This is a genomic window from Nocardioides sp. P4_G10, assembly GCF_056401175.1.
The window spans coordinates 21,612-45,656 of record NZ_JBFUJV010000026.1; the positions used below are offsets into that span (position 1 = coordinate 21,612).

Here is a 24,045-nt window from a genome sequence, read left to right on the forward strand (position 1 = left end):
GACGGCTCACGCCGCCGCAGCACTCTTCTCGTACACCGGGCCGAACCGGCCCCCGACGAGAGGAACCACGATGAGGAAGATCCTTCCCACCACGCTGCTGGGTGTCGCCGGCCTGACCGCCTTCGGCCTGGTCGCCATGGCGACGCCAGTCGTGTCCGCCACGCCGGACGAGGCCGCCAAGCGCGACGACGACACCCCGTCGCTCGTCCTGGTATCCGACGACGACGATGACGACACCAACGACGACGACGACACGAACACCAACAGCCCGTCGTACACCGACCAGAGCCGCGACACCAACGACAACACCAACAGCCGGGTGACAGACGTCAGCCGCGACCGCGACAAGAGCCGCGGCGACAAGACCCGCGACTGGACGCGCGACGGCGGCGACAAGACGCGCGACAAGACGGCCAACAGCACCAACGACCGCAGCCGCAACGACACCCGCCGCTGACAGCGGGCGGTGAGGGAGGCGACGTGGGAGGCGACGTGGGAGGCGACGTGGGAGGCGACGTGGGAGGCGACGTGGGCAGGAACGACGACGGCTGGCACCTCGACGAGGGCGAGCTCCTCGCGCCGGGCCTGAGCGCCCTGCGCCGCCTCGGTGGCGGGGCCGCCTACGAGGCCTGGCTGTGCTTCGACGAGGTGACCTGGTCGCCGGTCGTGGTGAAGGCCCTGCGTCCCTCCCAGCTCGAGGACGAGTCCTCCCGGCGCGGCCTGTGCCGGGAGGTCCTCGCCCTCGCCACGGTCAACCACCCGGTCGTCGTGCGCGGCCTCCGGGACGGGCAGGACGGCGACCGTCCGCACGTCGTGCTGGAGCACATCGACGGCCCGCGGCTCTCCAGCCTGGTCCGTCGCCACGGGCGCCTGCAGGAGCAGCAGTACCTCCCGCTCGCCATCGACGTCGCCGCGGCCCTGCACTACTTCCGCCACATCGGGTGGACCCACCTCGACATCAAGCCCAGCAACGTCATCATGGGCGCCCCCGCGCGCCTGATCGACCTGTCGGTGGCCCGCCCCGAGGAGGACGCCCGCCGGCTCCGCCACCCGATCGGCACCGATGCCTACATGTCGCCCGAGCAGTGCGACCCGGGTGCCGCGCACCAGGGTGGTGGGCCCGTGCCGTCCTACGCCTCCGACGTGTGGGGCCTGGGGGCGACGCTCTTCCACGCGGTCGCCGGCCGGCGACCGTTCGAGCACGGCGACCCCGACGCGGACGACGTACGACGCCGGTTCCCGCAGCTCGTGGACGCCCCCGCGGCGATGCCAGACGACGTACCGGCCGTGGTCGCGGAGACGGTCCACGCGTGCCTGCGCCGCGACCCCGACGACCGTCCGCTGCCGCACGAGGTGGCCGAGGCGCTCGAGCCGGTGCTGGCCGGGCTGCCGCGTGGCTCGCTGACGGCCTTCAACCCGAGGGCCCAGGATCAGGTGCTGAGCCGGTAGCCCACCCCGCGCACGGTCGCGATGGCGTCGGTGCCGAGCTTCTTGCGCAGGTAGCCGACGTAGACGTCCACGACGTTGGAGCCGGGGTCGAAGTCGTAGCCCCACACCAGGTCGAGCAGCTGCTCGCGGGTCAGGACCTGGCCCGGGTTGAGCAGGAAGATCTCGGCCAGCGCGAACTCGCGTGCGGAGAGCTCGGACTCGCCCCGCGGCCCGGCGATGCGGCGGGTGCGCCGGTCGAGCCGCAGGCCGCCGACCACGAGGTCGTCCCCGCCCACCTGGGCGTCGGCCGGCACCAACGCGCGAAGGCGCAGCCGGATGCGGGCCATCAGCTCGGCGAAGCGGAACGGCTTGGCCATGTAGTCGTCGGCGCCGCTGTCGAGGGCGGTGACCGTGTCGGTCACCGAGTCGCGGGCGGTGAGCACGATGACGGGCATCCGGCTCCCCTGGGAGCGCAGCTGGTCGAGCACCTCGAACCCGTCCATGCCGGGGAGCCCGATGTCGAGCACCATCAGGTCGAAGCGGCCCGACAACGCCTCGTCGAGCCCGCTCGGGCCGTCGCCCGCGACGGTCGGCTGGTGGCCCTCGGCGCGGAGTCCCTTGGCCACGAACGAGGCGATCCGCTCCTCGTCCTCCACGATCAGGATCTGGGCCATCGGGTGTCCGTCCTCGTCAGGTCGTCGGTCGGGTCGTCTGTCATCGGTCGATCTCCCGGTCGGGCAGGACGATCTCCACGTGCGCGCCGTGGGGCTCGGCGTCGGTGATGCGTACGTCGCCGCCGTGGGCGTCGGCGATCGCGCGCACGATGCTGAGCCCGAGGCCGAAACCGTCGTCGCCGGCACGCACGTGGCTGCGGCCGAACCGCTCGAGCACGGCCTCGCGGTCCTCGGCCGGGATCCCGTCACCCGAGTCGCGGACCCACAGCCGCACCAGGCCGTCCTCGCGGGCCGAGCCGACCGCCACGGCGGAACCGGGGTCGGTGTGCTTGACCGCGTTGTCGGCGAGCTGGAGCAGCGCCTGGGTGACCCGCTGCTCGTCGAGCACCGCGCGGCCGCGGGCGACGCCGTCGAGCTGCCACTCGCGGTCGCCGAGCGCGGTGGCCTTGGCCAGCACCGACTGGGTGAGGTCGGCGAGGTGCACCTCGCCCAGGACGAGGAAGTCGGGACGGCGGCTCTTCGCGAGCAGGATGAGGTCCTGCACGAGGCGCGACATCCGGTCGACCTCGTCGAGGAGGAGCTCGCGCGTCTGGGCCAGCTCGGCCGGGTCCTCGCCGTCCAGCAGCTCCAGGTGTCCGCGCAGGACGGTGAGCGGGGTCTTGAGCTCGTGGCCGGCGTCGTCGAGGAACTGGCGCTGCGCGGCGAAGCCCGAGTCGAGCCGCTCGAGCATGCTGTTGATCGTTCGGGTGAGCGCGGTGATGTCGTCGTTGCCGCGCTCCGGGATGCGGCGTGACAGGTCGGTGGTCGTGATCTCGCGGGCGGTGCTCTCGAGGGTGCGCAGCGGCGCCAGGAGGCGGCCGGACTGGAAGCCGGCGATGGTGGTGATCAGCCCGAGCGAGAGCAGCGCGATGAGCGTGTAGGTCTGCAGCGTGCGGTCGAGCTCCTCGTGCTCGTCGCGCAGGAAGTTGACGATGACCAGCGAGCCCTCGCCCTGCGTGTTGGTGACGGGAACGAGCGTCACCCAGGTCTCACCGAAGGTGGGCGACTCGATGACGCGGGTGCCGCCGACGCCGTCGAGCTCGGCGAGCGCGTCCTGGTAGGCCGGCTCGTCGAGGACCTCCTGGCCGTAGCGGTTGACCGTGCGCTCAGGGGTCTCGCCGCGGACGTAGCCGACGAGCATCTCGTCGTCGTCGGGGACGTTGCGGGTGAGGAAGACGTTGAGCACGCGGCCGACGTCGTCGAACTCCTCGCCGGTGTTCGGGTCGATGCGGAGCGCGCGGAACTCGGCGATCTCCTGGCCGATCTGCGCGTTCACCTGGCGCTCGATCCGCGCCGACTCCAGCGCGTAGACCAGCAGCCCCGCGCCCGTCATCGCCACCGCCGTGAGGAGCGCGATGACGACCGTGATGCGGGTGCGGACCGAGACGCGGGCGAAGCGTCGGCGGGCACCGTCAGTCGTCCCACTCGTCGTCGGTGTCGTCATCGTCCGGCCCGTCGTCGTCATCCCACTCGTCGTCGTCATCCTCTCCGACCGGTGTCGGCTTCGGCGTCACGACCCGGGCCTCGTCACCGCCGCCGCGCTGCGGGTCCTGCCCGGGGCCGCCGTCCGGTCGGTCAGGGTCGGGCCACGGAGTGCCGGGCGATCTTCCGCCGGGCGGGGGAGCGGCCGGGTCGGTGGTGGCCGGGTCGGTGGGGGCGTCGCGCAGGATCACGGGACTGTGGTCGGCAGGTGCCGGCGCTCCGGGCGACGCCAGCGACCCGGCGACGTACGCCGTCACCGGCACCACGACCGCCAGGAGGAGGAGCACCCTCGTCACCTGTCCCATGGGCGCCATCGTGCGCAACCGGCGTGGGGCCAGCGTGAGACGCGGATGAGAGGGTTCTTAGACAGCGGGACGCGTGCCACAGTGGGCGCATGATCGTCCCCTTCAGCGTCACCGACTTCATCGAGCGCGCTGCGGCCGTCTACGGCGAGCGCCCGGGGTTCATCGACGAGCCCGACCAGCCCGCCGCGTCGCTGGGCACCCTGACCTACGCCGAGGCGAACGACCTGGCGCGCCGGCAGTCGGCGAAGCTGGACGAGCTGGACCTGGAGGTCGGCGACCGGGTCGCGATCATCAGCCACAACTCTGCGCGCCTGCTGACGTCGTTCTTCGGCGTGTGCGGCTCGGGGCGGGTGCTGGTGCCGATCAACTTCCGGCTGCGGCCGGACGAGATCGCCTACATCGTGGCCCACTCCGGCGCGCGGGTGCTCTACGTCGACCCGGAGCTGGTGGACTCGCTAAAGGGCGTCGACGTCGAGCACACCTTCGTGCTCGGCGAGGACGGGTCGATGTACGCCGAGCCCGGGGTCGAGCCGCGCCCGTGGGAGCCCGACGAGAACGCCACGGCCACGATCAACTACACCTCCGGCACGACCGCGCGGCCCAAGGGCGTGCAGCTGACCCACCGCAACCTCTGGACCAACGCCGTGACCTTCGGCCTCCACGCCGGGGTGAGCGACCGCGACGTCTACCTCCACACGCTGCCGATGTTCCACGCCAACGGCTGGGGGATGCCGTTCGCGATGACCGGCCTCGGCGTGCCGCAGGTGGTGCTCCGCAAGGTCGACGGGGCAGAGATCCTGCGACGGGTAGAGCAGCACGGCGTGACCGTGATGTGCGCGGCCCCGGCCGTGGCCGCCGCGGTGCTGGAGGCCGCCCAGGACTGGGAGGGCGAGATCCCCGGTCGCGACCGCGTGCGCATCATCATGGCGGGCGCACCGCCGCCCACGAAGACCGTCGTGCGGGTCGAGGAGGAGCTCGGCTGGGAGTTCGTGCAGATCTACGGCCTCACCGAGACCTCGCCGCTGCTGACCGTCAACCGCAGTCGCGCCGAGTGGGACGACCTGCCGGCAGAGGAGCGGGCCGCCAGGCTCGTGCGCGCCGGCGCGCCCGCGATCGGCGTACGCCTGCGCACCGATGCCGAGGGGGAGGTGCTGGCGCGGTCCAACGTCATCCTCGAGGGCTACTGGGAGCGGCCCGACGAGACGGAGAAGGCGCTCGTCGACGGGTGGTTCCACACCGGCGACGGCGGGGTGATCGGCGACGACGGCTACCTCACGATCAGCGACCGCAAGAAGGACGTCATCATCACCGGCGGCGAGAACGTCTCCTCGATCGAGGTCGAGGACGTGCTCTTCTCGCACCCCGCAGTCGCCGAGGTCGCGGTCATCGGCGTGCCGAGCGACAAGTGGGGCGAGACCATCAAGGCGCTCGTCGTGCTGGCCGACGGCGCGACCGCCGACGAGGCCGAGCTGATCGCGTGGTGCAAGGACAGGGCCGCCGGCTACAAGGCACCGACGTCCATCGAGTTCCGCGACGAGCTGGCCCGTACGGCGACCGGGAAGCTGCAGAAGTTCAAGCTGCGCCAGCCCTACTGGGAGGGGCAGGAGCGGCAGGTCAACTAGCCCGGTCAACTAGCCTGCGCCCATGCCCAGCCTCGCCGACGTCGTCGACCTGCTGCACACCTGGTACCCGCCACGGACGGCCGACTCGTGGGACGCCGTAGGGCTGGTGGCCGGCGATCCGTCCGCCGAGGTGGCGCGGGTGATGTTCGCCGTCGACCCGACGGTCGAGGTCGCTCGCGAGGCGGTCGAGTGGGGTGCCGACCTCCTTGTCGTGCACCACCCGCTGTTCCTCACGCCCGTCAGCTCGGTCGCCGCGGACACGCCCAAGGGGCGCACCCTGCACACCCTGAACGCTGGCGGTTGCGCGCTGCTGGCCGCCCACACCAACGCCGACCAGGCGGTCTCCGGCGTCTCGGAGTCGCTCGCGCTGGCGCTCGGGCTCACCGACCTCGCGCCCATCAGGCCGACGCCGGCCGGACCGCTCGACAAGATCGTCGCGTTCGTGCCGGTCGAGTCGGCGGACGCCGTCCGCACGGCCATGACCGATGCGGGCGCGGGCCGGCTCGGGGACTACGACTCGTGCACCTGGACCGCGACGGGCGAGGGCCGGTTCCGCCCGCTCGACGGCGCCACGCCCGCGCTCGGAGCGGTCGGCGACCTCGAGGTGGTCGAGGAGGCCCGGGTCGAGGCGGTGGTGCCGCGCGGTCGTCGTACGGCGGTGGTGCGGGCGCTGCTGGCCGCCCACCCCTACGAGGAGCCGGCCTTCGACGTGGTCCCGCTCGCCGACCCCGGGCTGGCGGCCACCGGCACCGGACGGATCGGCACGGTCGAGGAGATGACGCTCGAGCAGCTCGCCGCGCGGGTCGCGGAGGCGTTGCCGGCGACGGCCCACGGCGTACGCGTGGCCGGCGACCCGCAGCGGCCGGTTCGGAAAGTCGCGGTGTGCGGCGGGGCGGGGGACTTCCTGCTCGACGAGCTCGCCCACAGCGACGTCGACGTCTACGTCACGAGCGACCTCCGGCACCACCGCGCGGCCGAGTTCCTCGAGCACGACGGGCCTGCCCTGGTCGATGTCGCGCACTGGGCAGCCGAGTGGACCTGGCTGCCAGCGGTGGAGGCTCGGCTGCGTCGGGAGATGGGCGATAGGGTCGACACCCGGGTCAGCACGCGGTGCACCGACCCGTGGACGTTCCGCCACTGAAGCAGCAGGAGAGCCGTTGAAGGCCGATCCCACCCACCAGCACGCGCTCCTCGACGTCGCCGCGCTCGACTCCCGTGCCGCCCAGCTGCGGCACCAGCGGGGCCACCTCCCCGAGATGGCCGAGATCAGCACGCTGGAGGCCGAGCGCACCCAGCTGACCGACCAGGTGCGCGACGCGCGCATCGTCGTGGACGACCTCACCGTCGAGCAGACCAGGGCCGACCGCGAGGTCGAGCAGGTCAAGACCCGCCGTGAGCGCGACCGCTCCCGGATGGACAGCGGGCAGATCACCAACCCCAAGGACCTCGAGCGGATGCAGCACGAGCTCGTCTCCCTCGAGCGCCGGATCTCCACGCTCGAGGACGCCGAGCTCGAGGTGATGGAGAAGCTCGAGGAGGCGCAGCAGCTGCTCGCCGGCCTCGGCATCCGCGCCGAGGACATCGACGCCCGCCTAGCCGAGCTGGTCGCGGCGCGCGACGAGAAGCGCGTCGAGATCGACCGCTCGCTCGACGAGGTGTCGGCCGCTCGCGGCCCGGCGACCGAGGGCATGCCCGACGACCTGATGGCGCTCTACGAGCGGCTGCGCGAGCAGAAGGGCATCGGCGCCGCGCTGCTCCGGTCCCGCCAGTGCGGTGGCTGCAACATGACCCTCGACGCCTCCGAGCTGTCGCGGATCCGGTCCGCCCCGGCCGACGAGGTCATCCGCTGCGAGGAGTGCCAGCGCATCCTGGTGCGCACCGACGAGTCCGGCCTCTGAGGAGCTGACGCGTCGTGCGTTTCATCGACGCGGAGCTCGTGGCCGAGCGCAGCCGCATGTCGCTGCGGGCCCGCGTGGCCCGGCTGCGGGCCAAGGGCTGGGTGATCGGCCAGTGCGCGGTCGCCGCCGGCATCGCGTGGTGGCTGGCCGCCGACGTCTTCAACCACCGGTTGCCGTTCTTCGCGCCGATCGCGGCCGTGGTGTCCCTCGGGATGTCCTACGGCCAGCGGCAGCGCCGGGTCGCGGAGGTGACCGTGGGCGTGGCGCTCGGCGTCTTCCTCGGCGACGCGGCCACCCACCTGATCGGCTCGGGCGGGTGGCAGATCGCGGTGATCGTGGCCGCCGGCATGTCGATCGCGCTGCTGCTCGACGCCGGGCAGATCATGGTCATCCAGGCCGCCGTGCAGGGGATCGTGGTCGCCGCGCTGGCGCCCGCCCCGGGCGACGCCTTCCTCCGTTGGACCGACGCGATCATCGGGGGATCGGTGGCGCTCGTGGCGGCGACCGTCGTGCCACGCGCGCCCCTGCGCAAGCCGCGCGACCAGGCGGCCGTGGTCGTGCGCAAGATCGCCGAGCTGCTGCGCTCGTCCGCCGACCGCCTGGGCGACGGTGACGTCGACAAGGCGCTGGCCGTGCTGCGCGACGCCCGGTCCACCGACGCACTGATCGCCGAGCTGCGCGCGGCGTCGTCGGAGGGACTGTCGGTCGTGAGCTCCTCGCCGTTCCGGCGACGGCACGGCGAGCACCAGCGCCAGCTCGCCGAGCTCGTCGAGCCGCTCGACGTGGCCCTGCGCAACACTCGCGTGGTCGTGCGCCGGGTCGCGGTGGCCTGCTACCGCCGCGAGCCCGTGCCGGCGTCGTACGCCTCCCTGATGCGCGACCTGGCGGACCTCTCGGACCGGGTCGCCGACGAGCTGGTGGCCAACCGGATGGCCGAGGCGGTCATCGAGGACCTCATCGCCCTCGGGCGCGCCACGGCGCAGGTCGAGCACAGCGACGACCTGTCCGCCGAGGTGATCCTGGCGCAGGTGCGCTCGATCGTCGCCGACATGCTGGCGCTGTGCGGGATGGACCCGCTCGAGGCGACCGACGTGATCCCGCTGCGCTAGCACGGCCACGATCTCCTGGGCGGACCACTCGGCAGCGCGCTCAGACCTCGTTGACCACCACGTCGAGCTGGGTGCCCTTGGCGGTGGGCTCGCCCGTCTCGACGGTCCAGCCGAGCCGGGCGAGGGTGTCGGCGAGCGCCCTGGGTGTGCGGGGGTTGGCGCCGTCCTCGAGCAGCGCCCGGACGATGCGGCCCTTGGTCGCCTTGTTGAAGTGGCTCACGACCGACCGCTTGCCGGCCGACTCGTGGAGCACGCGCACGGTCGCGACGCGGCGGGCCAGGGACGCGTCCGGCCGCCAGAAGGCGGCGTACGTCCCGGAGCGGAGGTCGACGAGCAGGCCGGTGCCGACCGCCTCGGTGACAGCCTCGCCGAGGACCTCGCGCCACGCGCCGGCGACCGAACCGGTGCCGGGCAGGCCAGGAAGGGTGGCGTCGCCGGAGAGCCGGTAGGCCGGGATCCGGTCGCCGGGCCGCACGATGCCGAAGAGCGAGCTCGTGATCGCCACCCGGGCGGTCGCCCGGCGGCGGGCCGCGGGGGAGAGGGTGTCGAAGCCGAGGGCGTCGTAGAGGACACCGGTGTAGATCGCGTCGGCGCGGGCGGTCGGGGCGCCCTCGAGGTCGGCGTTGCGCTGCACCAGGTCGCGCTGGGCGGGACCGAGGCCGAGCGCCGCGGCGGCCTTGTCCGGGTCGTCGCCGCAGAGCCGCACGAGCGACTCGATCAGCGTCGTCCGGGCGGTGGTGAGGGACGGCGAGGACAGCGAGCCGAGGTCGAGGGCCTTGCCGCGACGGGGAGCGGTCTTGCCCTCGCTGGGCGGCAGCAGGATCAGCACGGGCGCAAGCGTAGGGAGCGGCCGGGTTCGTCGGGTTCGCGGGTCTCGGTACGCCCTGACGCGACCTCGTGCCTCGCTCGCGGGGACACTCGACCTCCCGCCCCCGGCGTGGTGCGCGACTCCGTCGCTCCCGACTAGGGTCGTGACATGCCCAGCAACCGTGTGGTGAAGGTCCGCTCCAGCGGGGACAGCGTGACGGCACAGGAGATGCGCGACGGCATCGCCGCGATCCAGGCGGAGCTCGACGTCACGCCGACCTTCCCCCAGGCCGTCGAGCGGGCGGCCGCGGAGGCGGCCGCGTCGCCCCGGCTGCCGGAGCTCGACCGCACCGACATCCCGTTCGTCACGATCGACCCCGAGTCGGCCCGCGACCTCGACCAGGCGATGCACATCGAGCGGTCGGGGGATGGCTACGTCGTGCACTACGCGATCGCCGACGTCGCGGCGTTCGTCGCGGCGGGTGACCCCGTCGACGTCGAGGCCAACCGCCGGGGCGAGACGCTCTACGGCGCCGACTCCAAGATCCCGCTGCACCCGACCGTGCTGAGCGAGGGCGCCGCCTCGCTGCTCCCCGACGAGGTGCGTCCGGCGCTGCTGTGGACGATCAAGGTCGACAAGACCGGTGAGGGCACGGACGTCGAGGTCGAGCGGGCGCTGGTCCGCTCGCGCGCCAAGCTGTCGTACGAAGGGGTGCAGGCCGACATCGACGCCGGGAAGGCCGACGAGCTCATCGGCCTGCTGAAGGAGGTCGGCGAGCTGCGCCTCGCCCGCGAGGCCGCCCGCGGCGGTGTCTCGCTGCCGCTGCCCGAGCAGGAGCTCGTCGAGACCGGCGACGGGCACTGGGAGCTGGAGTTCCGGCGGCTGACGCCGGTCGAGACGTGGAACGCCCAGATCTCCCTCCTCACCGGGATGGCCGCTGCCTCGCTGATGGTCTACGCCCGCGTCGGCATCCTCCGCACCCTGCCGCCGGCGGATCCCCGCGACGTGCAACGCCTCCACCGCACCGCGCGTGCCCTCGGCATCTCGTGGCCCGCCGAGCAGCTCTACCCCGACTTCATCCGCACGCTCGACCCGTCGAAGCCCACCCACGCCGCGATGGTCGTGGCGTGCACCCGCCTGCTGCGCGGCGCGGGCTACGTCGCCTTCAACGGCGAGCTCCCCGAGCAGGCCCAGCACTCCGCGCTCGCCTCGGAGTACGCCCACGTCACCGCCCCGCTGCGTCGGCTCGCCGACCGCTACGCCGGCGAGGTCTGCGTCGCCCTGTGCGCCGGCACCGAGGTCCCGTCGTGGGTCATCGAGGCGATGGGCAGGCTGCCCGAGACCATGACCGAGTCCGGGCGCCGGGCCAACCGCTACGAGAACGCCGTCGTCAACCTCTGCGAGGCCGAGCTGCTCCACGACCGGGTGGGTGAGCGCTTCACCGCCGTCGTCGTCGACCTCGACGAGAAGAGCAAGCAGAAGGGCGACATCACCATCCAGGACCCCGCCATCGAGGCGCCGGTGACCAGCACCTCCGACCTCCCCCTCGGCGAGGAGATCACCGTCGAGCTGGCGGCGGCCGACCCGACGACGCGGACCGTGGAGTTCCGGCTGGTCTGATCGACGTACGGCGGCTGGGTGAACCGGGCGGAGGCCGGCGACGTACGCCCGGGGGAGGAGGTGTCCCGTGGTCGGAGTGCGGCGCGGTCTGGCCGTGTGCCTCGTGGGCGTGGTCGCCCTGCTCGCCGTGCTCGACGTCGGACCCCCTGCGTGGGTCGTCGGTCTGGCCTGCGCCGTCGTGCTGGCGGTCGCGGCCGGCCGCCGGGCGACCGCCGACGGGGTCGCGGCCCTCGGGCCGGCGGACCTGGTCACGCTGACCCGGGCGACGCTGGCGTGCGGGATCGCCGCGCTGGTGGCGGAGGCGTTCACCGGGGCTGACGTCGTCGGCGTCCTGGTCCCGCTCACGGTCGTCGCGCTGCTGCTGGACCTCGTCGACGGCCGCGTCGCGCGTCGCACCGGGTCCGCGTCGGCGTACGGCGCGCGCCTCGACGGAGAGGCCGACGCCTTCCTGATCCTCGTGCTCAGCGTGCTGGTCGCTCGGGAGCACGGTGCGTGGGTGCTCGGGCTGGGCGTGATCCGTTACGCGTACGCCGTCGCGGCGCGGCTGCTGCCGTGGATGCAGCGGCCGTTGCCGCCGCGCTACTGGCGCAAGGTGGTGGCGGCCTACGTCGGCATCGCCCTGACGCTCGCGGCGTCCGGCCTCGCGCCCGCAGCGACGACGTACGGCGTGCTGGTGGTCGCGGCGCTGCTGCTCGCGGAGTCGTTCGGCTGGGACGTGGTGTGGCTGTGGCGGCGTCGACTGAACCGGGCGGGTGCCGCGGACGTACTCCCTGCCAAGGTCCTCGAACACGGCAGGTGAGTGGCATGCGCGTCATCGCAGCGTTATCGGTGCTCGTCTCGGCGGCGGTGCACCTCTACCTCTGGCTCGACTTCGCCCGGGACGACGACTTCCTCGGACCGTCGTTCATGCTCAACGCGATCGCCGGTGCCGTGATCGCGGTCCTGCTGCTGGTGTGGCGGCACTGGGTGCCGGCGTTCCTCGCCCTCGGGTTCGGGGCGAGCACGCTGCTGGCCTTCGTGCTCGCCACGACGGTCGGCCTGTTCGGCGTCACCGCCAACTGGACCGGGTGGGCGGTGTGGGTCGCCGCCGCCGCCGAGGTCGTCGCGATCGTCGCGGGAGCGCGGCTGCTCGCCGCCGACAACCCGCTCGCCTCACGCGTCCAGTCGTAGGACCACCCGCCCGCTCGTGGTCCGCACCTCCACGCTGGCGATGTCGTCACGCGGGACGGACGTGGCGGCCGGGACCTCCATGGTGGCGCCGCTCAACGAGGTCCAGCTCCCGACCTGCTCGGACCGGCCGTCGGAGGCGGTGACGAACAACAGGTAGTCGACCTGCTCGGGCAGGTCCACCTCCACGGCGTCCTTGTCGTAGGTGCAGGTCAGCAGCATCCGGGTGCCCCAGGCGACGCGCTCGAGGCCGAGGCTGGCCTCGACGGGGACGTGGCCCAGCGGGGCCATCTCGTGCGTCTCGACCGGTTTGCCGCCGTCGGGCGACCCGGGCGACTGCGGCGAGGACGTGCTGGTGCCCGGCCCGGAGACCGGCGTGTCGGCGCGCTCCAGGACCGCAGGCACGGCGAGCGCCACCACGGCGGCTGCTGCGGCTGCGAGCCCGGCGACGACGAGGACGCGCCGGCGGCTGCGGACCTCGACCGCGCGGGTCACCGAGGGCAGCAGGGTCGCCGGGAGGGGCGGGTCGGCAGGCGGGTCCTCGAGGACGGCGGGGTCGACGAGGTCGAGCAGCCCGGGCATCCCGGCGAAGGAGCGGACCGAGCGCGAGCACTCGTCGCAGGTGTCGAGGTGGCGCTCGAAGTCGAGACGCTCCGCGGGACTGAGGGCACCGAGCACGTACGCCGCGTCGTCGTGCGCGTGGGGGCAGCTCGTCGGGGTGCTCATGCCGAGACCCCCATCTCCTCGAGCGCGAGCTTGAGCGCCCGCAGCGCGTAGTGGGTGCGGGACTTCACGGTGCCGGGCGGGACGCCGAGGCGGCGGGCGACCTCGGCGACCGGACGGCCGCGGTAGTAGCACTCCAGCAGCACGGTGCGGTGGTCCTCGGACAGGTGGGTGAGCGCCTCCGCTACGACCCACGACAGGAGGAGCTGGTCGTCGGCGTCGTCCTCGGTCGAGCGGCGCTGCTCGGGGACCTCCCCGACGGGGGTCTCGGGCCGGGCCTTCCGGCTGCGCCAGTCGTCGATGACGATGTTGCGGGCCACCGTGAAGAGCCACGAGCGGACGGCGGCCGGGGGGCTGTGGAGGATCGTGCCGTGGCGCCAGGCCCGCAGCAGCGTCTCCTGGGTGACGTCCTCGGCGCGGCCGCGGTCGTTGCCGACGAGGCGCAGGCAGAAGCGCCAGAGCACCTCGGCGTGCTCGTCGTGCACCCGCTGCATCAGCGCGACCTCGTCCTTCGGCATCCCACCCTCCTCCTCGGGAGGACGGCGGCGTCGTCCGGATGGTTCAACGCGTGACCGCCCGAGCCGTCCCAGTGTGGCCCTCGGGGCCGTAGGCGCGGAGGAGCTCGTCACGGAAGGCGTCCATCCGCCACACCGGCGCGTGGTCCGAGGGCCGCATCCCGGGGTCCCAGCCCCACGGCGCGAGGGCCTCGACGACCCCCTGGTCCTTCGCGATGACCGTGACCGGCACGTCGTGGCCGGGGTCGCCGCCGGAGCCACCGGACACGATGGTCGCCGGCTGGTGGTCCCCGAGCAGCACCACCACCAGGTCGTCGTCGGCGTAGGTCGAGAGGAAGGAGACGACCGACTGCAGGGAGTAGACGATCGAGTGGGCGTACGCCGCGCGCACCCGCCCCGCGTCGGGCCAGATGTCGGCCTCGGAGGGCAGCGTCTCGGGCATCCCGGCGTAGACGCTCCCGTCGCCGACGGACTCCTGCGGCAGCAGGTCGGGGGTCCGCGACCACGGCGCGTGGCTGCTGATCAGGTCGATCTCGGCCATCACCGGCCGCCGGTCCCGCGGCGCGAGCTCGGCCTGCTGGAACGCCTCGAGAGTGAACTGGTCGGGCATCGTCGGGTAGCCGAAGCGCGGCCCGCGGTAGCCGACGTTGCGTGAGTCGTAGACGTGGTCGAAGCCGTAGAACGCACCCTGCGGCCAGTCGCGGTCGTTGGCCGGGACCGAGGCGACCGTCCGCCAGCCGGCCCGGCCGAACAGGCTGGACAGGGTCTCACGGTCGGTGGTGACGAGGTGGTCGTAGCGCTGCTGGCTGTCGACCCAGAGCCCGGACTGGAGCGTCGAGTGCGCGAGCCAGCTGATGGCGCCGAAGGTGGGGGAGGTGAGCCAGGCGCTGCGCGCGCGGTAGCCGGCGCGCCCGAGGCGGCGGGTGCCCTCGTCGAGCGTGGCCACCACGTCGGAGGAGAGGCCGGGGTCGTCGATCGCGACACGGCCGTAGCTCTCGACGAAGACCACCAGCACGTCCTTGCCGCGCAGCCCGGTGAGCAGGTCGGCGGCCGGGGTGTCCCGGGCGGGGTCGTCGGCCGCCGCGCGGGCGAAATCGCGCTGGTCGCGCAGCTGGGACGGCACCCGGGTCACCTGCGCGAGGGCGTACGACGCCGCGGCGTCGGAGGCGACCGGGACGGTGTCGGCGCGGATGCCGAGCAGGCTGAGCGCCAACCACAGCGGCAGGAGCACCGCGACCGCCCGCACCGCGACCGGTCGGTGCCGGACCGCGGACCGGCAGACCCGTCGCAGCGCGAGCGGCACGACGAGGAGTGCGGCGAGCAGCACGAGCCCGGCGACCACCAGCAGGACCACCCCGAGCACTCCCGGGGCCGAGCCGCGGACCGTCCCGACGAGGTCGCTGGCGTAGCGCCAGTCGATCATCGGGTCGAACGGGCGGTTGAGCGCCTCGCCGAAGGCGAGGTCGAGCACCTTGAACACCGCGAGCACGCCGAGCAGCAGGCCGGCCGTCGCCACGACGACGCCGCGCACGCGCCGGGAGCGGTCGGGGAGCGCGAGCACCAGCGCGACGAGGACGACCAGCTCGACCGGGAGCCGCAGGAACGCGCTGGGCGACATCTCGTCGAGCCGGGCGGGAGCCGTGAGGACCCCCAGCACGAGCCCCAGCGCGAGCAGGGTGAGGCCCGTCGCGGCGAGTCCACGCCACCGTTGAACCGTCGGCACGTCTGCTCCGTTCACCCCGTGTACGAGCACGTCGTCGAGGGATACGGGACCAGCGCCGTCGCGGTTCACCGGGCGAGGAGGAGCGGATGCGGGCACGGGCCTTCTGGCTCCGCGAGCCGGGCGCGGGCGAGATCCGTGACGTCGCGCTCCCCACCCCACGCCCGGACGACGTGGTCGTCCGCACGCTGCGCTCCGCGGTGAGCCGCGGGACCGAGAGCCTCGTCTTCGATGGCCGGGTGCCGGCGAGCCAGCACGACGCGATGCGGGCGCCGTTCCAGGACGGCGACTTCCCCGGGCCGGTGAAGTACGGCTACCTCAACGTCGGTCGGGTCGAGGGGGGCCCGGCCGACCTGCTCGGTCGCGATGTCTTCTGCCTCCACCCGCACCAGACGGCGTACGTCGTCCCGGCCGAGGCGGTCGTGCCGGTGCCCGAGGGCGTGCCCGTGGCGCGCGCGGTGCTGGCCGGGATCGTCGAGACGGCGGTCAACGCGCTGTGGGACGCGCCGCCCCTGCTCGGCGACCGGATCGCCGTGGTGGGTGCCGGCGTCCTCGGGTGCAGCGTGGCGCGGCTGGCGTCGCGCGTGCCCGGCACCTCGGTGACCCTGGTCGACGTCGATGCGTCCCGCGCCGCGGTGGCCGACGCGCTCGGCGTGGACTTCGCGCTGCCCGACGACGCGCCGCCCGGGCGCGACCTCGTCGTGCACACCAGCGCGACGTCGGCGGGGCTGCAGCGCAGCCTGGACCTGCTAGCGGGCGAGGGGACGGTGCTCGAGCTCAGCTGGTACGGCGACGAGCCGACGACCGTGTCGCTCGGGGGCAGCTTCCACTCCGGGCGGCTCGCACTGCGGGCCAGCCAGGTGGGCCGGGTGGCGCCCGCCCGACGTGACAGCCGCACGACGGCGCAGCGGCTCGCACTGGCACTCGAGCTGCTCCGCGACGACGCGTTCGACTGTCTGCTGACCGGCGAGTCGCCCTTCGAGGAGCTTCCCGAGGTGATGCCGCGGCTCGTCTCGCGCGAGCTGCCGGCGCTGTGCCACTCGGTCACCTACCCGGCAGGTGCGGCGGAGGTCCCGTGTTCGGCGTGACCGTCCGCGACCACATGATGGTGGCGCACAGCTTCCGCGGCGAGGTGTTCGGGCCGGCGCAGGCGCTCCACGGAGCGACGTTCGTCGTGGACGCGACCTTTCGTGGCGAGGGCCTCGACGCCGACGGCATCCTCGTCGACATCGGCCGGGCGACCGCAGCGCTCGCGGAGGTCGTCGGGACGCTGTCCTACCGCAACCTCGACGAGGAGCCGGTCTTCGCCGGCACCAACACCACCACCGAGGTGCTGGCCCGCCACGTCGCCGACCAGATGGCCGACCGGATCGCCGCGGGCGACCTGGGTCCCGCCGACCACGTCGACGCACTGGTCGTGACGCTGCACGAGTCCCACGTGGCGTCGGCGAGCTACGAGAGGTCGTTGTGACCGTGGGTGTCCTGCACGTCCTGGTGCCGCGGGGCGTCGACGACCCGCGGCGGCCGAGCGGCGGCAACACCTACGACCGCCGGGTCTGCGCCGCCCTGCGGGACCTCGGCCGCCAGGTCGAGGTCGGCGAGGTCGACGGCGGGTGGCCGTGGACGGCGGATGTCGGGAGGAGCGGCCTGCAGCAGGCCCTCGACGGGATCCCGGACGGGTCGGTCGTGCTCGTCGACGGGCTGCTCGCGTCCCGGCTCCCGGAGGTGCTGGTGCCGGCGGGTGCGCGGCTGCGGGTCGTGCTGCTGGTCCACCTGCCGGTCGGTGTCGACGACGTCCTGGCCCGGATCGCCGAGCGGCAGGTGGTCGCGGCCGCGGCGTCGGTGGTCACGACCAGCGCGTGGTGCCGGGACTGGCTGGTGCAGGAGTACGACGTCGCGCCGTCCGACGTGCACGTGGCGCACCCCGGCGTCGACCCCGCATCCCTCTCCACGGGCACTCCCACGGGGGCCAGCCTTCTCTGCGTCGGGACGATCAGCCCGGTGAAGGGACAGGACCAGCTGCTGGCGGCCCTCTGCGACCTGCACGACCTGTCGTGGCACTGCACCTGCGCGGGCGCCGACTCCGTCGACCTGGACTTCGCGGACCTGGTGCTCAAGACGAGCGCCGAGAGGGGGCTCGCCGGCCGGTTCGTGCTGACGGGCGCGCTGAGCGGCGACGCGCTCGAGGCGGCGTACGCCGGTGCGGACCTGCTGGTCCTGCCGAGTCGCGCGGAGACCTACGGGATGGTGGTGGCCGAGGCGCTGGCGCGCGGCCTGCCGGTGGTCGCGACCGACGTCGGCGGGGTACGTGAGTCGCTGGGGGAGGTGCCGGGACGTGGGGTGCCGGGGATCCTGGTCCGCCCGGGGGATCCGGGCGCCCTGACCGCGGCGCTGCGCTGGTGGCTGACCGACCGCGGTCTGCGCGAGGAGCTCCGGGCGCGGGCCCTCGAACGACGCTGCCACGTGACGGGGTGGTCGATCACGGCCGCTCGCGTGGCCGAGGTCCTGCAGGGGGTGGCGGCGTGAGGAGGGCGTGGAGCCGGCTGGCGGGTGCGGCGATCCTCGGGGCGGTCGTCTGGCAGGTCGGCAGTGACTCGGTCGTCGAGGGACTGCGCTCGCTCGACGTGTCCGTGCTCCTGCTCGGCCTGGCGATCGCGGCGGTCACCACGGTCGCCTGCGCGTGGCGCTGGCACCTCGTGGCGCGCGAGCTCGGCGCGGAGATCGCGCTGCCCGCCGCCGTGGCGGCCTGCTACCGCGCGCAGCTGCTCAACACGGTCCTGCCCGGAGGGGTMCTGGGTGACGTGCACCGCGGGGTCGTGCACGGTCGCTCGACAGGGGAGACCGGGCGGGCGCTGCGGGCCGTCGGCTGGGAGCGGGTCGCGGGACAGGCCGTCCAGGCCGTCGTCGCGGTGCTCCTCGTGGGGCTGCTGCCGTCGCCCGTGCGCCCCGCCCTTCCGTGGGTGCTGGCCGGGCTCGTGGTGGTCGCCGCCGTTGCGGGGCTGGCGGTCCGGTCGGCGCGGGGCGACGGCTGGTGGAGCCGGCTGGCCCGCACGGCCCGCGACGACGTACGCCTCGCGCTGCTCGTGCGTCGGTCGTGGCCAGGGGTCCTCGTCGCCTCGCTGGTGGCGCTCGCGGGCTACGTGGCGACGTACGTCGTCGCTGCTCGCGCCGTCGGCGTGCAGGCTCCCGTCTCGACACTGCTCCCGCTGGTGCTCGTCGTGCTGGTCGCCGCCGGTCTTCCCCTCAACCTGGCGGGCTGGGGTCCGCGGGAGGGGATGGCGGCGTGGGCGTTCGCCGTCGCGGGGCTGGGCGCCGCGACGGGGGTGGCGACTGCGGTGGCGTACGGCGCGATGGTGCTCGTCGCGAACCTGCCCGGGATCGTCGTGGTGCTGGCGTCCGGCAGGCCGGCGACCGCGCCCGCGACGACAGGGGGGAGGGTCCGTGCCTGAGCGCCCGTACACGATCCTCAGCTGCAGCATCTCGCTCGACGGCTACCTCGGCGGCGCCACCCGCGAGCGGCTGGTGCTGTCCAACGACGCCGACCTCTGCCGGGTGGACCGGGTGCGGTCGGAGTGCGACGCGATCCTCGTCGGCGCCGGCACCGTGCGCGACGACAACCCGCGGCTGCTGGTGCGCGACCCCGTCCTGCGCGAGCGGCGACGCGCTCGGGGGATGGCCGAGTCGCCGACGAAGGTGACGATGACCAGGCGCGCCCGGCTCGACGCCGACAGCAACTTCTTCGCGACGGGCGACAGCGAGAAGATCGTCTACTGCGCCACCCCGTCCTTGCGCACGGCCCGCAGCCGGCTGGCGCACGTGGCGACCGTCGTCGACGGCGGGCCGGACGTCGAGGTGGACCGGCTCAGCGCGGACCTCCACGACCGCGGCGTGCGACGGCTGATGGTCGAGGGCGGGGGACGGGTGCACACCCAGTTCCTCACCGCCGCGGCCGCCGACGAGCTGCACCTGGTCGTCGCCCCGTTCTTCGTCGGCAGCTCGCAGGCTCGACGCTTCGTCGGCGACGGCGCCTTCCCCTGGAACCCCGGCCACCGCGCGCGGCTCGCGGAGACCCAGCAGATCGGCGACGTGGTGCTGCTGCGCTACGCCCTCTCGCCGCGCTTCGAGGAGACCGGATGAGTGTTGAACCCGTCCTGGGCCCCGTGCCGGTCGCGTCCGTGCGCCGCGCGGTGGACCTGCCGTTGCGGCTGGCCGACGGGACCTCGGTGCCCGCCCGGCTGACCACCTTCCACGGCCTGGTCGACGGTCGGGAGCACGTGGCCATCGGGCTGGGGATCCGTGCGTACGACGACGCCCGCCCCGTCGGCGTACCCCTCGTGCGGCTGCACAGCGAGTGCCTCACCGGCGACGTGCTCGGCAGCGCGCGCTGCGACTGCGGGCCCCAGCTGGAGGAGGCGATCCGCCGCGTCAGCCACGCCGGCGGCTACCTGCTCTACCTGCGCCAGGAGGGACGCGACATCGGGCTCTACAACAAGATCGACGCCTACGACCTCCAGGACCGCGGGCTCGACACCTACGAGGCCAACCGGGCGCTCGGCTTCGCCGACGACGCGCGCGACTACACCGTCGCGGTGCAGATGCTCGAGGCCCTCGACGTCGACCGGCTCGACCTGCTCTCGAACAACCCCGACAAGGCCGCCCAGCTCGAGACGGCCGGCCTGCGGGTCGAGCGCCGGGTGCGCACCGGCCTGCACCTGAGCCCGGTCAACCACGGCTACCTCGCCACCAAGGCCGCCGGTGGGCACGTGCTCCAGATGCCGGGGTCCTGACTGCTACACGGCGCGACGGCGCATCGGGATGTAGAGCACGGCGGTCAGCGCGACCGCGAACGCGGACACCAGCGGGGCCGTCATCGCCAGGACCGATGCGCCGACCACCAGGACGGCGAGCGTCGCGGCCGCGTCGGCGGCCTGGCCGCGGGTGGTGGAGGGTCGGTTGCTGCTCACGTCCTCACTGTGGGCGGGATCCCGACCCCGTGCACCGCACGGGTACCGCAGATCAGGCGGAGGTTTCAGGCAGGCCCGGTTTCACCGCCCGGACGTAGGCTCTCGACATGGACCTCATCCTGATCCTGGTCGTCCTCGCCGTGCTCGGAGCGGTCGCTGTCGGTGCGTCGCGCCGCAACAAGGAGCGTGAGCTGACCCGGCGGGAGGACGAGCTCGCTCCGGTGAGGAAGCTGGCCTTCGAGGACATCACCGCGTTCGGCGAGGACCTGCAGCAGCTCGACCTGGAGATGACCGGGCACGAGCTCGACGCCGGTGCCACGGCCGACTACCAGCGCGCGCTCGACGCCTACGAGGCCGCCAAGACGGCCGGTGACGCGATCACCGGACCCGAGGACATCCGGCACGTCACGGGGATCGTCGAGGACGGTCGCTACGCCGTCGCGTGTGTGCGCGCCCGCGTCACGGGCGAGCCGCTTCCGACGCGTCGGCCGCCCTGCTTCTTCGATCCTCGTCACGGCCCCTCGGTGGACGACGTCCCCTACGTCCCGCCGGACGGCGTCGAGCGGGACGTGCCCGCCTGCGCCCTGGACGTCGAGCGCGTCCGCGCCGGCGCCGAGCCCGACGTGCGCAAGGTGATGGTCGGACCACAGCGAGTCCCGTACTGGCAGGGCGGCCGCGCCTACGAGCCCTACGCGATGGGCTACTTCGGCGCCTTCGGCCCCATGACCTGGATGTTCATGGGCGGCATGATGTTCGGCGACCTCGGCGGCGGCTACGACGGCGGGGGTGACGGCGGCGACGGCGGGGGTGACGGCGGCGACGGGGGCGACGGGGGTGGCTTCGACGGTGGTGGCGACGGCGGCGGGTTCGACGGCGGGTTCGACGGCGGCGGCTTCGACATGGGCTTCTGAGCCGTCCGTGCCGCGTCACGTCCCCGGTTCACGGGATAAGCGCGGCCATTCGTCCTGACCCGGGCAGGAACGCCCCAGGCTGGCTGCCACGCCCGCTGGCGCGTGTCGCGCGGCTGGGGACCGGTGAGGAGGGGTTCACGTGGCGATCGCCATCATGCATCCCGGAGCACGACTTCTCGCGCCCGCCCTGGACGCCCTGGCGGATGTCGCGTCCGGTGACTGGTCCAGCGCGGCACGCATGTGTGCGGCCCGGCTGACCGATCCCAGTGCCTGCGCGCTCGATCTCGACACCGCCGCCACTCGCGCGGGCGTCGTCCGCGACCAGCGCCAGCCGTACCGGTACCGGGTGCACCACCGGATGCTGGTCGTGGAGGAGCACCCGGATCTGCTCTGCGCCGCCCTCGACCTGCAGATGAAGCTGTGGATGGGGCAGTGGGACGCGCTCGAGCTGGTCGCCCCGTCCAGTGGCAGACCGGCGCGGGACTGGCGGGCAACCGAGGTGCTCGAGGTGCGCGTCCGCCACCAGCGTCCCGACGGCTGGTCCAGCCGGCTGTACGCGTGCCAGAACCTGTCCGTGGCGCCCACGACCGCACGGCTGGCGCATCACGTCCTGAGGAAGCTCGACGGCGGCGTCGTGCTCCATCGCTACGACGTGCCGGCCGGACCCGCAGCAGTGCACGTCGGCTGACGGTCCTGCGCAGGCACCGGCCGGCCAGGCCGGTCAGTCCAAGCGGTAGGGGCTGGGGCCCGGCACCCAGGAGACCGCGTGCGTGGCCGCGTACGCCTCGACCGCGGTCCGGATGGTCGGGTAGAAGCGGTCGTCGCTGAGGGCTGCGAGTCCGTAGCTCCCGACCTTGGCCTGCACGGCGTCCTTGAGCTCGGCGAAGACCAGCCGCGTGCCGGCCTGTTCGAGGTCGGTGTCGAGGTCGGCGAGCATGTCTGCTGCGGTGGTGTCGACGTCGGTGATCGGTTCCGCCGCGATGATGACCCACACAGGCCGGGGCTCGATGGCCGCGAGACGTCGCACCTGGTTGCGGAACGTGCGTGCGTTCGCGAACAGCAGCGGTGCGTCGAACCGGTAGATCGCGAGACCGGGCAGGTGCTCGGAGGTCTCGCGGTAGGCGGTGTCGTGGTAGCCGCGGACGCCACCCGATCGGCCGAGGAGCGCCTGGTGGGGCCACCAGAGCCGGCGGAACACGTTGAGGATCGACAGGCCGACGGCGGCGGCGATGCCGTACAACACCCCCAGGAGGGCGACGCTGAGGAAGGCGACGAGGGCGAGGATGAAGTCGGAGCGGCGTTGGCGCCGAAGCCGACGCAGTCCCGCGATGTCGGCGAGGGACAGGGATGCGGCGATGACGACTGCTGCGAGCGCCGGCTGCGGAAGGTTGCGGAGCAGTCCGGGCGCGGCGACGAGCAGGGTGACGACTGCTGCAGCTCCGACCAGGCCGGTGACCTGGGTTCGCGAGCCGCTCTGGAATGCGACCGCGGTCCGCGATCCGCTGGCGCTGACGGGGAACCCCTGGAAGCACCCCGCGGCGATGCTGGCCGCGCCGACGCCGATCATCTCGCGGTTCCCGTCGATCTCCTCCCCGGTCTTGTCAGCGAACACGGATGCGTTCGAGATGGTGTCGGTGAGTGAGACCAGTGAGATGCCGAGCGCGCCGGCGAACAGAAGGCCCAGGTCGCCGATCGGCACCGTCGGAAACGTGAGCGGTGGGAAACCCGACGGGAGCTCCCCGATCAGGTCGACACCTCGGTCCGCGAGATCGAACACGGCAACGGCAGCGATCGCGAGGACGACGGCGGCGAGCACGGCCGGGAAGATCGGCCACAGGCGCTGAAGTCCCACGATCAGGACCAGGCATGCTGTCCCGACGGCCAGCGAGGCTCCGACGGTCTCTCCGTCACCGACCGCCTCGGCGAACGCGACCGTCTCACCGATCAGGCCGTCCGCATCGACGGAGAACCCGAACAGCTTGGGGAGCTGGCTCACGAGGATCGTGAGCGCGAGGCCGTTCATGTACCCGATCTGGGTCGGCTTCGACAGGAGGTCGGCAATGAAGCCGAGGTTGAACACGCCGGAGAGCACGGTGATCGCACCGACCATGAGGGCGAGCACGGAGGCGTAGGCGACGGCGGCCTCCGCGTCTCCCTCAGCTGCGACCAGCGGAACGACGACCGCAGCAATCATCGGGCCGAGCGACGAGTCCGGGCCGAGGACGAGCACCCGGGACGGGCCGAACAGCGCGTAGCCGAGCAACGCGAGGATGGTCGTGTACAGACCGGTGATGGCGGGCAGGCCAGCCAGCTCGGCGTACGCCATCCCCTGCGGGACCAGCAGCGTGGTGAGCACGAGACCGGCGACCAGGTCCTTGCCGAACAGGGCCGGCCGGTAGGACCGCAGCATCGCCAGTCCCGGCATCGTGCGTGAGAGGGCCACGACACGAGAGGTCGCTTGCGCCGCCACTGCCGCTCCTCTCGGTCGGCCTCCCCGCCCGGCACGGGCCCGCTCGTCACCCGAGGACACCACCCCCGGAAGCCGGTCGCACCCCCTGAACCGGGTGACTTCCTCGACCGACCAGCCCAGGTGCCGCGGCACCAGGTCCTTCGCCGGGCACGGCTGGCGCCGTGCGGCCTCCAGCACCCGCACGTCAACGACGACGTAGCGGTGTGAGGAGTGGGTCGGCCTGTAGGCCGGGTTCTGTCCCGCAATGCGGGGGCGACCATCCATCTGCGACGACCGTTGCCGGCCGCCTGGTGCGATCTACCCGGATGCTCGGGCGGGCCGCCCTCGAACGCATCCTGTCTGATCTTGCTCCGGGTGGGGTTTGCCTAGCTGCGCCGGTCGCCCGGCGCACTGGTGGTCTCTTGCACCACCGTTTCACCCTTACCGGTCCGTGGACCGGCGGTCTGTTCTCTGTGGCACTGATCCCGCGGGTTGCCCCGGGTGGCTGTTGGCCACCACCCTGCCCTGTGGAGCCCGGACCTTCCTCGACCCACCACGCCAGGACGAACCAGGAGCGGCGAGCCGCGGCCGCCCGGCCGACCCACTCGGGG

General features: G+C 73.2%; 26 protein-coding genes and 1 other RNA gene. 17 read left to right on the plus strand and 10 right to left on the minus strand.

Annotated features, from left to right (window positions below; translation table 11 throughout):
- Positions 1-70: 70 nt before the first annotated feature.
- Positions 71-457: a hypothetical protein gene (locus AC1DP1_RS20325; protein ID WP_477508375.1), complete on the plus strand. Its 387-nt coding sequence runs from the start codon at positions 71-73 to the stop codon at positions 455-457.
- Between the two features lie 71 nt (positions 458-528).
- The gene (locus tag AC1DP1_RS20330; protein WP_477508376.1) at positions 529-1,449 is read left to right on the plus strand and encodes a serine/threonine-protein kinase; all 921 of its coding nucleotides are present in this window, start codon (positions 529-531) and stop codon (positions 1,447-1,449) included.
- Here AC1DP1_RS20330 and AC1DP1_RS20335 read toward each other — a convergent pair.
- The 3 genes from AC1DP1_RS20335 to AC1DP1_RS20345 are packed head-to-tail and all read right to left on the minus strand — an operon-like array spanning position 1,431 to position 3,928.
- Complete coding sequence (locus AC1DP1_RS20335; RefSeq protein WP_477508377.1) at positions 1,431-2,102, minus strand: response regulator transcription factor; 672 nt, start codon at positions 2,100-2,102, stop codon at positions 1,431-1,433. The two genes, AC1DP1_RS20330 and AC1DP1_RS20335, sit on opposite strands and share 19 nt — an antisense overlap.
- A 40-nt stretch (positions 2,103-2,142) precedes the next feature.
- Positions 2,143-3,585 carry a sensor histidine kinase gene (locus tag AC1DP1_RS20340; protein ID WP_477508378.1) on the minus strand — a complete coding sequence of 481 codons (1,443 nt, stop codon included), beginning with the start codon at positions 3,583-3,585 and terminating at the stop codon, positions 2,143-2,145.
- Complete coding sequence (locus tag AC1DP1_RS20345) at positions 3,554-3,928, minus strand: hypothetical protein (RefSeq protein ID WP_477508379.1); 375 nt, start codon at positions 3,926-3,928, stop codon at positions 3,554-3,556. The genes AC1DP1_RS20340 and AC1DP1_RS20345 overlap by 32 nt, the downstream gene beginning before the upstream one ends.
- 89 nt (positions 3,929-4,017) lie before the next feature.
- Between AC1DP1_RS20345 and AC1DP1_RS20350 the strand changes: the two genes are divergently transcribed.
- The 4 genes from AC1DP1_RS20350 to AC1DP1_RS20365 are packed head-to-tail and all read left to right on the plus strand — an operon-like array spanning position 4,018 to position 8,557.
- Entirely contained in the window at positions 4,018-5,550 is a 1,533-nt protein-coding gene (locus tag AC1DP1_RS20350; protein WP_477508380.1) for an AMP-binding protein, read from the plus strand.
- A 22-nt stretch (positions 5,551-5,572) separates the two neighbouring features.
- Positions 5,573-6,691, plus strand: coding sequence for a Nif3-like dinuclear metal center hexameric protein (locus AC1DP1_RS20355; RefSeq protein ID WP_477508381.1), 1,119 nt, complete (start codon positions 5,573-5,575; stop codon positions 6,689-6,691).
- Between the two features lie 16 nt (positions 6,692-6,707).
- Entirely contained in the window at positions 6,708-7,448 is a 741-nt protein-coding gene (locus AC1DP1_RS20360) for a zinc ribbon domain-containing protein (RefSeq protein WP_457189313.1), read from the plus strand.
- Positions 7,449-7,462: 14 nt separating this feature from the next.
- Positions 7,463-8,557, plus strand: a complete 1,095-nt coding sequence (locus AC1DP1_RS20365) for an FUSC family protein (protein WP_477508382.1) — start codon at positions 7,463-7,465, stop codon at positions 8,555-8,557.
- A 40-nt stretch (positions 8,558-8,597) separates the two neighbouring features.
- Here AC1DP1_RS20365 and yaaA read toward each other — a convergent pair whose 3' ends face one another.
- On the minus strand, positions 8,598-9,386 hold the full coding sequence (gene yaaA, locus AC1DP1_RS20370; RefSeq protein ID WP_477508383.1) for a peroxide stress protein YaaA: 789 nt from the start codon (positions 9,384-9,386) through the stop codon (positions 8,598-8,600).
- Positions 9,387-9,533: 147 nt separating this feature from the next.
- Between yaaA and AC1DP1_RS20375 the strand changes: the two genes are divergently transcribed.
- From AC1DP1_RS20375 to AC1DP1_RS20385, 3 genes are all read left to right on the plus strand, one after another.
- A complete protein-coding gene (locus AC1DP1_RS20375; RefSeq protein ID WP_477508384.1) occupies positions 9,534-10,985 on the plus strand; it encodes an RNB domain-containing ribonuclease in 1,452 nt (483 codons plus the stop codon).
- 67 nt (positions 10,986-11,052) lie between these two features.
- A complete protein-coding gene (locus AC1DP1_RS20380) occupies positions 11,053-11,784 on the plus strand; it encodes a CDP-alcohol phosphatidyltransferase family protein (protein ID WP_477508385.1) in 732 nt (243 codons plus the stop codon).
- Between the two features lie 5 nt (positions 11,785-11,789).
- Positions 11,790-12,155, plus strand: a complete 366-nt coding sequence (locus AC1DP1_RS20385; RefSeq protein WP_457189303.1) for a hypothetical protein — start codon at positions 11,790-11,792, stop codon at positions 12,153-12,155.
- Here AC1DP1_RS20385 and AC1DP1_RS20390 read toward each other — a convergent pair.
- Genes AC1DP1_RS20390 through AC1DP1_RS20400 form a run of 3 tightly spaced genes read right to left on the minus strand, consistent with a single transcriptional unit; the run spans position 12,138 to position 15,113 of the window.
- On the minus strand, positions 12,138-12,878 hold the full coding sequence (locus AC1DP1_RS20390; RefSeq protein ID WP_477508386.1) for an anti-sigma factor family protein: 741 nt from the start codon (positions 12,876-12,878) through the stop codon (positions 12,138-12,140). The two genes, AC1DP1_RS20385 and AC1DP1_RS20390, sit on opposite strands and share 18 nt — an antisense overlap.
- On the minus strand, positions 12,875-13,393 hold the full coding sequence (locus AC1DP1_RS20395) for a sigma-70 family RNA polymerase sigma factor (RefSeq protein WP_457189299.1): 519 nt from the start codon (positions 13,391-13,393) through the stop codon (positions 12,875-12,877). Before AC1DP1_RS20395 ends, AC1DP1_RS20390 begins: the two co-directional genes overlap by 4 nt.
- 43 nt (positions 13,394-13,436) lie before the next feature.
- Positions 13,437-15,113 (minus strand): alkaline phosphatase family protein, encoded by a 1,677-nt coding sequence (locus AC1DP1_RS20400; protein WP_477508387.1) that lies wholly within the window; start codon positions 15,111-15,113, stop codon positions 13,437-13,439.
- 86 nt (positions 15,114-15,199) lie between these two features.
- Here AC1DP1_RS20400 and AC1DP1_RS20405 point away from each other — a divergent pair, with 86 nt between their 5' ends.
- From AC1DP1_RS20405 to AC1DP1_RS20430, 6 genes are read left to right on the plus strand one after another with little or no spacing between them, the layout of a single operon-like run.
- A complete protein-coding gene (locus tag AC1DP1_RS20405) occupies positions 15,200-16,198 on the plus strand; it encodes a zinc-dependent alcohol dehydrogenase (protein ID WP_477508388.1) in 999 nt (332 codons plus the stop codon).
- Positions 16,195-16,581 (plus strand): 6-pyruvoyl trahydropterin synthase family protein, encoded by a 387-nt coding sequence (locus AC1DP1_RS20410; RefSeq protein ID WP_477508389.1) that lies wholly within the window; start codon positions 16,195-16,197, stop codon positions 16,579-16,581. Before AC1DP1_RS20405 ends, AC1DP1_RS20410 begins: the two co-directional genes overlap by 4 nt.
- Entirely contained in the window at positions 16,578-17,636 is a 1,059-nt protein-coding gene (locus tag AC1DP1_RS20415) for a glycosyltransferase family 4 protein (protein ID WP_477508390.1), read from the plus strand. The genes AC1DP1_RS20410 and AC1DP1_RS20415 overlap by 4 nt, the downstream gene beginning before the upstream one ends.
- Positions 17,633-18,559 (plus strand): lysylphosphatidylglycerol synthase transmembrane domain-containing protein, encoded by a 927-nt coding sequence (locus AC1DP1_RS20420; protein WP_477508391.1) that lies wholly within the window; start codon positions 17,633-17,635, stop codon positions 18,557-18,559. The genes AC1DP1_RS20415 and AC1DP1_RS20420 overlap by 4 nt, the downstream gene beginning before the upstream one ends.
- Positions 18,552-19,247, plus strand: a complete 696-nt coding sequence (locus AC1DP1_RS20425) for a RibD family protein (protein WP_457189288.1) — start codon at positions 18,552-18,554, stop codon at positions 19,245-19,247. Before AC1DP1_RS20420 ends, AC1DP1_RS20425 begins: the two co-directional genes overlap by 8 nt.
- Positions 19,244-19,897, plus strand: coding sequence for a GTP cyclohydrolase II (locus tag AC1DP1_RS20430; RefSeq protein WP_477508392.1), 654 nt, complete (start codon positions 19,244-19,246; stop codon positions 19,895-19,897). The genes AC1DP1_RS20425 and AC1DP1_RS20430 overlap by 4 nt, the downstream gene beginning before the upstream one ends.
- Before the next feature lie 3 nt (positions 19,898-19,900).
- On the opposite strand, the gene AC1DP1_RS20435 is transcribed toward AC1DP1_RS20430, so the two are convergent.
- Positions 19,901-20,074 carry a hypothetical protein gene (locus AC1DP1_RS20435; protein ID WP_477508393.1) on the minus strand — a complete coding sequence of 58 codons (174 nt, stop codon included), beginning with the start codon at positions 20,072-20,074 and terminating at the stop codon, positions 19,901-19,903.
- Positions 20,075-20,181: 107 nt separating this feature from the next.
- On the opposite strand from AC1DP1_RS20435, the gene AC1DP1_RS20440 reads away from it, so the two are divergent.
- Both AC1DP1_RS20440 and AC1DP1_RS20445 read left to right on the plus strand, forming a co-directional pair.
- Complete coding sequence (locus AC1DP1_RS20440) at positions 20,182-20,985, plus strand: hypothetical protein (protein WP_477508394.1); 804 nt, start codon at positions 20,182-20,184, stop codon at positions 20,983-20,985.
- 139 nt (positions 20,986-21,124) lie between these two features.
- Positions 21,125-21,673 carry a hypothetical protein gene (locus AC1DP1_RS20445; RefSeq protein WP_477508395.1) on the plus strand — a complete coding sequence of 183 codons (549 nt, stop codon included), beginning with the start codon at positions 21,125-21,127 and terminating at the stop codon, positions 21,671-21,673.
- Positions 21,674-21,706: 33 nt separating this feature from the next.
- Here the strand turns inward: AC1DP1_RS20445 and AC1DP1_RS20450 are convergent, their stop codons facing one another.
- On the minus strand, positions 21,707-23,428 hold the full coding sequence (locus AC1DP1_RS20450; protein ID WP_477508396.1) for a SulP family inorganic anion transporter: 1,722 nt from the start codon (positions 23,426-23,428) through the stop codon (positions 21,707-21,709).
- A gap of 234 nt (positions 23,429-23,662) precedes the next feature.
- Positions 23,663-24,038, minus strand: an RNA gene (gene rnpB / locus AC1DP1_RS20455) — RNase P RNA component class A.
- Between the last annotated feature and the right edge of the window lie 7 nt (positions 24,039-24,045).

Excerpts from the sequence above, each read along its gene's own strand:
- AC1DP1_RS20335 (WP_477508377.1), bottom strand. The coding sequence starts at position 2,102 with ATGGCCCAGATCCTGATCGTGGAGGACGAGGAGCGGATCGCCTCGTTC.
- AC1DP1_RS20440 (WP_477508394.1), top strand. The coding sequence starts at position 20,182 with ATGGACCTCATCCTGATCCTGGTCGTCCTCGCCGTGCTCGGAGCGGTC.
- AC1DP1_RS20350 (WP_477508380.1), top strand. The coding sequence starts at position 4,018 with ATGATCGTCCCCTTCAGCGTCACCGACTTCATCGAGCGCGCTGCGGCC.
- AC1DP1_RS20325 (WP_477508375.1), top strand. The coding sequence starts at position 71 with ATGAGGAAGATCCTTCCCACCACGCTGCTGGGTGTCGCCGGCCTGACC.
- AC1DP1_RS20390 (WP_477508386.1), bottom strand. The coding sequence starts at position 12,878 with ATGAGCACCCCGACGAGCTGCCCCCACGCGCACGACGACGCGGCGTAC.
- AC1DP1_RS20395 (WP_457189299.1), bottom strand. The coding sequence starts at position 13,393 with ATGCCGAAGGACGAGGTCGCGCTGATGCAGCGGGTGCACGACGAGCAC.
- AC1DP1_RS20340 (WP_477508378.1), bottom strand. The coding sequence starts at position 3,585 with ATGACGACACCGACGACGAGTGGGACGACTGACGGTGCCCGCCGACGC.
- AC1DP1_RS20355 (WP_477508381.1), top strand. The coding sequence starts at position 5,573 with ATGCCCAGCCTCGCCGACGTCGTCGACCTGCTGCACACCTGGTACCCG.
- AC1DP1_RS20385 (WP_457189303.1), top strand. The coding sequence starts at position 11,790 with ATGCGCGTCATCGCAGCGTTATCGGTGCTCGTCTCGGCGGCGGTGCAC.
- AC1DP1_RS20405 (WP_477508388.1), top strand. The coding sequence starts at position 15,200 with ATGCGGGCACGGGCCTTCTGGCTCCGCGAGCCGGGCGCGGGCGAGATC.
- AC1DP1_RS20375 (WP_477508384.1), top strand. The coding sequence starts at position 9,534 with ATGCCCAGCAACCGTGTGGTGAAGGTCCGCTCCAGCGGGGACAGCGTG.
- AC1DP1_RS20430 (WP_477508392.1), top strand. The coding sequence starts at position 19,244 with ATGAGTGTTGAACCCGTCCTGGGCCCCGTGCCGGTCGCGTCCGTGCGC.
- AC1DP1_RS20345 (WP_477508379.1), bottom strand. The coding sequence starts at position 3,928 with ATGGGACAGGTGACGAGGGTGCTCCTCCTCCTGGCGGTCGTGGTGCCG.